At 65.1% G+C, this 5,180-nt stretch carries 6 protein-coding genes; 2 read left to right on the plus strand and 4 right to left on the minus strand.

Annotated features, from left to right (window positions below):
- The first annotated feature begins 61 nt into the window (after positions 1–61).
- Together ACFO3Q_RS16840 and ACFO3Q_RS16845 are read left to right on the plus strand one after the other, a co-directional pair.
- The gene (locus tag ACFO3Q_RS16840) at positions 62–1,948 is read left to right on the plus strand and encodes a heavy metal translocating P-type ATPase (protein ID WP_377006067.1); all 1,887 of its coding nucleotides are present in this window, start codon (positions 62–64) and stop codon (positions 1,946–1,948) included.
- Between the two features lie 19 nt (positions 1,949–1,967).
- Positions 1,968–3,071 carry an acetate/propionate family kinase gene (locus tag ACFO3Q_RS16845; RefSeq protein WP_024889936.1) on the plus strand — a complete coding sequence of 368 codons (1,104 nt, stop codon included), beginning with the start codon at positions 1,968–1,970 and terminating at the stop codon, positions 3,069–3,071.
- A 36-nt stretch (positions 3,072–3,107) separates the two neighbouring features.
- Here ACFO3Q_RS16845 and ACFO3Q_RS16850 read toward each other — a convergent pair whose 3' ends face one another.
- From ACFO3Q_RS16850 to ACFO3Q_RS16865, 4 genes are all read right to left on the minus strand, one after another.
- The gene (locus ACFO3Q_RS16850) at positions 3,108–4,307 is read right to left on the minus strand and encodes a hypothetical protein (protein ID WP_024889935.1); all 1,200 of its coding nucleotides are present in this window, start codon (positions 4,305–4,307) and stop codon (positions 3,108–3,110) included.
- Between the two features lie 94 nt (positions 4,308–4,401).
- The gene (locus ACFO3Q_RS16855) at positions 4,402–4,677 is read right to left on the minus strand and encodes a GDCCVxC domain-containing (seleno)protein (protein ID WP_465251337.1); all 276 of its coding nucleotides are present in this window, start codon (positions 4,675–4,677) and stop codon (positions 4,402–4,404) included.
- Complete coding sequence (locus tag ACFO3Q_RS16860; protein ID WP_017355169.1) at positions 4,607–4,894, minus strand: heavy-metal-associated domain-containing protein; 288 nt, start codon at positions 4,892–4,894, stop codon at positions 4,607–4,609. Before ACFO3Q_RS16860 ends, ACFO3Q_RS16855 begins: the two co-directional genes overlap by 71 nt.
- An 8-nt stretch (positions 4,895–4,902) precedes the next feature.
- Positions 4,903–5,180 (minus strand): mercuric transporter MerT family protein (locus ACFO3Q_RS16865; RefSeq protein ID WP_377006070.1); only part of this gene is annotated, 278 nt, incomplete at its 5' end.

Below are 5,180 nucleotides of genomic sequence, written 5' to 3' on the forward strand. Positions count from 1 at the left end.
CACTCCTCATGGCCTTGATCGGCCTTCTCGTAAGTGTCCGTGAAAACGGGGGTGAACCCGGATGATCCAGCATTGGTTCGACTACACCGCACCACAGTTCCCGGGGTCGGCGTACATCCCGGCGGTGTTCGGCACGATCGTGTACTTCTACGGCGGCTCGCCGTTCCTCCGCGGCGGATACCACGAGCTGAGAAATCGCCTGCCGGGCATGATGACGCTGATCTCGCTTGCGATCACCGTCGCCTTCCTTTACAGCGCGTTGGTCACGCTCGGCGTTGTCGAGGGCTTGGACCTGTGGTGGGAGCTGGCGACGCTGGTGGCGATCATGTTGCTCGGCCACTGGATCGAGATGCGTTCGATCAACCAGGCACAGGGCGCTCTCAAGGAACTCGCGAAGCTGCTGCCTGATATGGCGGTGCGGTTGGATGAGGCCGGTACCGCGAAGGAAGTCTCTGTCGCGGAACTGAAGCGCGGCGACCTGCTGCTCATCAGGCCCGGCGCGAGCATTCCCGCCGACGGCGTCGTGAAGGAAGGGACCAGCGCCGTCAACGAAGCGATGATCACCGGCGAGTCCAAGCCGATGGACAAGTCGACGGGCGACCGGGTGATCGCCGGCACCGTCAACGGACAGGGCTCGTTGCGTGTCGAGGTGACGGGAACCGGCGACGAGACCGCGCTCGCGGGTATCATGCGGCTCGTCGAGCAGGCCCAGACGTCGCGCTCGCGCGCCCAGGCCCTGGCGGACCGGGCGGCGTTCTACCTCACGATCATCGCCATCGTCTCCGCCGCGGTTACCGCCATTGTCTGGCCACTCCTCGGTCGACCGTGGAGCTTCACGATCGAGCGCGTAGTGACCGTGCTCGTGATCGCCTGTCCCCATGCGCTGGGTTTGGCCATCCCGCTGGTGACCGCCATCTCGACCACGATTGGCGCACGGAACGGCCTGCTCGTGCGCGATCGACGCGGCCTGGAAGAGGCCCGTTTGCTGAACACGGTCGTGTTCGACAAGACAGGCACGCTCACGCTCGGTTCGCACCGCGTCGTGAAGACCACTGCCGCCGATGGACTCACCGACGACGAGGTGCTTCGCGTGGCCGCGTCGGTCCAGCGCGACGCTGAACATCCGATCGCGCAGGCGCTGATGACCAGCGCCAAGGAACATGGCATCGACGTTCCGATGTCGCAGGACTTCGAGTCCATGCCGGGACGCGGCGTGCGCGCAGTCGTCGAGGAGCGCTCGCTTCACGTTGGCGGGCCGGGTCTGTTGAGAATGCTCGCGGTCGAACCGCCGGAGACGCTTCGGCGGGCTGCCGAATCAGCGGCAGCCGATGGTCAATCTGCAACCTACCTGGTGGAAGGCGACCGGGTGCTCGCCGTATTTGCGATCGCGGATGCCATCCGTCCCGAATCGTTCGACGCGGTCAAGCGGCTGCACGACGAAGGACTGGAGGTTGTCCTGCTGACGGGTGATTCCACGGCGGTCGCAAACGCGGTCGCGAAGGAACTCAACATCGACACCGTCTTCGCCGAGGTATTGCCCGAGGACAAGGTGGCAAAGATCGAGGAGCTGCAGGCCCAGGGCAAGCGCGTCGCGATGGTGGGTGACGGTGTCAATGACGCTCCGGCGCTGCTCACGTCCGACGTCGGCATCGCCATCGGCACAGGGACGGACGTCGCGGTCGAGGCCGGCGACGTCGTACTCGTGCGCAGCGACCCGCGCGACGTGCCAGCGATCATCGAATTGAGCAAGGCCACCTATCGCAAGATGATCCAGAACCTGTGGTGGGCCGCCGGCTACAACATCGTCGCCATCCCTCTCGCCGCTGGCGTTCTCGCCGCATGGGGGATCCTGCTGCAACCTGCGCTTGGGGCAGTGCTCATGTCGCTGAGCACCGTCGTTGTGGCAATCAATGCGCAGTTGTTGCGCCGGGCGGTGCGGTCCCCATGAACATGATTCGGGGACACCTGTGACCACGCGCCGGCTTCTTGCACTCAACGTTGGCTCGTCCACCCTCAAGGGCGCGTCCTATCTGTTCAACACTGAGGGACACGGCGCGCAGTCTCGTCTGCTCGAGCGCTCCCGGGCCGAAATTCCAGTCGGCGTGGATGCGCAGGAGCGCCTTGCCACCCTGCTCGAGGCATTGTCGGAGCCGTGGCCCAGCCCCGACGTGGTGGTGCACCGAATCGTACATGGCGGTGACCTGCACGACGCCCGCGAGCTCGACGAAACCGTGCTCGCGAAACTGGATGAATTGGTGCCGTTTGCACCCTTGCACCAGCCGGTAGCCCTCGCGTTCGCGCGTGCCGCCCGCCTGCGTTGGCCGCACGCGCGCCAAGGCGTGGCCTTCGACACCGACTTCCACGCGTCGCTCGCGCCCTGGAGCCGGCGCTTGCCTGTCCCTGAAGCATGGGATGCGCTGGGCATCCGCCGCTACGGTTTCCATGGACTCGCCTTTGCCTCCGCGCTCCGCATATTGGCCAGCCACGACGCTGGAATCCTGAAGGGCCGCGCTGTCTTCGCGCATCTGGGGGGTGGCTGCAGCGTCTGCGCCGTCGAGGGCGGCCGCAGCCGCGACACCACCATGGCGCTCACTCCGCTGGGTGGAATCCCGAGCCCTACCCGCTCCGGAGATCTCGATCCCGGCGCGTTGCTGTATCTGCTGAGGCATGAACGCCTGGATGCGCAGGCGCTTGAAAACGGCCTGTACCGCAGTGCAGGCCTTGCCGGAATCGCCGGCCATGGCGACATGCGCGTGTTGCTGACGGATCCCGGCCCGCAGGCCCAGCTTGCCGTGGAGCTCTTTGCAGTCCGGATTGCGCAGTCCATCGCGGCCATGGCCACGGCAATTGGCGGTCTCGACCATGTCGTCTTTTCCGGCGGCATCGGCCATCGCGCGCCGGTTTTGCGGGCTCGCATCGTCGCGCGACTGGCCTGGCTCGGCCTGGCGCTGGCACCTGACGTCAACGATGCTGGAGCCACGCGGATCGACCGCGGGGGCGGGCCGAGCATATGGAACGTCGCGATCGATGAGGAGCGCGAACTGGCTGAATCGGCACTCGCCTGGCTGTAGCCACGACACGCCCCAAGGGTCGGCTCCGGTGGGGAATCACTCCTCGATCCGTGACGACGTGAGCACCGCTGCAAATCCACCACCGGGGGTGCGCATGTTCGTGGTCTGGCCCTGGTACAGCCTGGCCGCGAACAACAGGACACCCGCCTCGGACGCGAAGCAGCGCACATCCGCCTTGAGGGACTGGCCCCCATGCACGATCCGCATGCTCGGTGGCGCGAAGGCCTGTGCGATGTAGGTCGCCGACGCCATAGACTCCCAAGTCCGCCGGGTCAACTTGTCGCCCCGATAACTCCCACGGCTGCCGAACCCTGCTGCAGGCTTGAAGAAATATCCGTTGCGCGCTGCCCACAGCGCATCCCGGTTTCCGGGCACGACTTCAACCGTGGGCGGGATCACCTGGGCCAGCAGGGCCGCCGAGCCCGCATCGACCCCGAACCCGCCGAGCAGAGCCGGGTCCCCGAGCACCGCAAGGTTGCGCTTGTCGGCAAACAGCGCGTGTGCTCGGGGATGCGGCATCAGCGCGACGTCCCCTGCCAGGTAAGCCTCACGAATGTCTGCATGCGAGGCATCCTCGAGCGGGAAATCGGTCAACCGGTTGTAGACAGTGTCGATTCGACCGTGGGCATCCTCAAGCCCGTCCGAACCAAACGACAAATCCTCGGGAGCGCTGATCACGCAGTCCACGCCATGGTCCCGAAACGCGTTCGCGTACAGCTCAAACTCGGGGTAAAGGAACTGCGCTCGCGGAGTGCTGTCCACGATGGCCAGGCGCGACGGCGTGCGCCCGGATTGCTGCCGAGCATCCTCCATCCAGGCCGTGACGGCCGCATCACGCGCTTGGGCCGCGTTGGTCCAGGTGGCCCATGCTGGCGGCGCGCAAGACCGCACGGCATCGAGCAACAAGGCATTGAGGAGCAGACCGCCTGGATTGGTGTTGACCTCGATCAGCCGCGGCCCATCGACCGTCAGGTGAAAGTCCAGACCCAGGACGCCCCCCGCCGAACCCGGATCATGGGTTGCAATGTCAGGGGCCCATTGCAGGACCCGTTGGCTATATCCCGGGTTTCCTGCGACGTCGAAGACCGCCGCCGCGACTCGTCCCATGGCCTCCAACGCGGGCCGATCAACGAACAAGGCATAGGGTGAAAATAAGTGCGCGTGTACGGCGGGATCAGTCGTGAACTCCGGAAAGGCACCCCGGATCGACTCGTGCAGACGGAGGATGTCGACCACTTCGCATGCACACCGCTGGTTGAGCGGCGCGCTTTCCAGGGTGGCACAGTCGATCTCGCAGCCTGTCTGTCCAACTATTATCGGAGTCCGCGGTTCAACCACAACAGGGATTGTTCTGTTGGATCGGTGGACATGGCACTGTTCCGAACGAGCAGAACACACAGCAGTCGCCTTGATGCGGACGCAAAACCGCTCCACAGCCCGTGCACTCATAGAAGAATTGACACGCTGTGATGGGCATTGTCTCGGTCGCCCGATGGCCGCACTCCGGGCAGGTCAAGATGCTTTCCAGCTTGACGTCACTCACCGCCAGTCCGCACCTTGGCCGGGAAGCCTGCTTCCGTGACTGCACGCGCGATTCCGGCTGCATCCGTCTGGCTCGATTCGAACGTCACCGTGACTGTTTCAGCCCGGGTGTCCACCTTCACATCGGCCACGCCCGGCACCTTCTCCAGCGCCTTCCTGATGGTGATGCCGCAGGCGGGACAGGTCATGTTCTCAGCATCGAGCATCACTACGGTTGCGGGCGTCGCAAGAGCGGCACCGACCGACAGAGCAGCCACCAGGGCCAGTATCCACTTGTGCATCGCGCCTCCTACAGAATCCAGACGATGTAATAGGGAAACAGCAGCAACAGGACGATGAGGGCTGTCGCCAACCAGAGCCAACGTCGCCTGCGTCGCAGAGCGTCCGGGGCGATGCAACTGCCATCCACACCGCACCGTGCCGCCGGTCGATACAGCATCCAAAACGCCACGGCCAAGGACAGTACGGCGGCGGCGCTGAACCAGGGCCTCAAGGGATCGAGAGCTGTCAGGTTGCCGATCCAGGCGCCACTGATGCCCAGCAGGACCAACGCCAGCGGCACGACGC

The organism is Coralloluteibacterium thermophilum, from assembly GCF_042654365.1.
Classification (GTDB): Bacteria; Pseudomonadota; Gammaproteobacteria; order Xanthomonadales; family Xanthomonadaceae; genus Coralloluteibacterium; species Coralloluteibacterium thermophilum.

Excerpts from the sequence above, each read along its gene's own strand:
- ACFO3Q_RS16840 (WP_377006067.1), top strand. The coding sequence starts at position 62 with ATGATCCAGCATTGGTTCGACTACACCGCACCACAGTTCCCGGGGTCG.
- ACFO3Q_RS16860 (WP_017355169.1), bottom strand. The coding sequence starts at position 4,894 with ATGCACAAGTGGATACTGGCCCTGGTGGCTGCTCTGTCGGTCGGTGCC.
- ACFO3Q_RS16855 (WP_465251337.1), bottom strand. The coding sequence starts at position 4,677 with ATGCAGCCGGAATCGCGCGTGCAGTCACGGAAGCAGGCTTCCCGGCCA.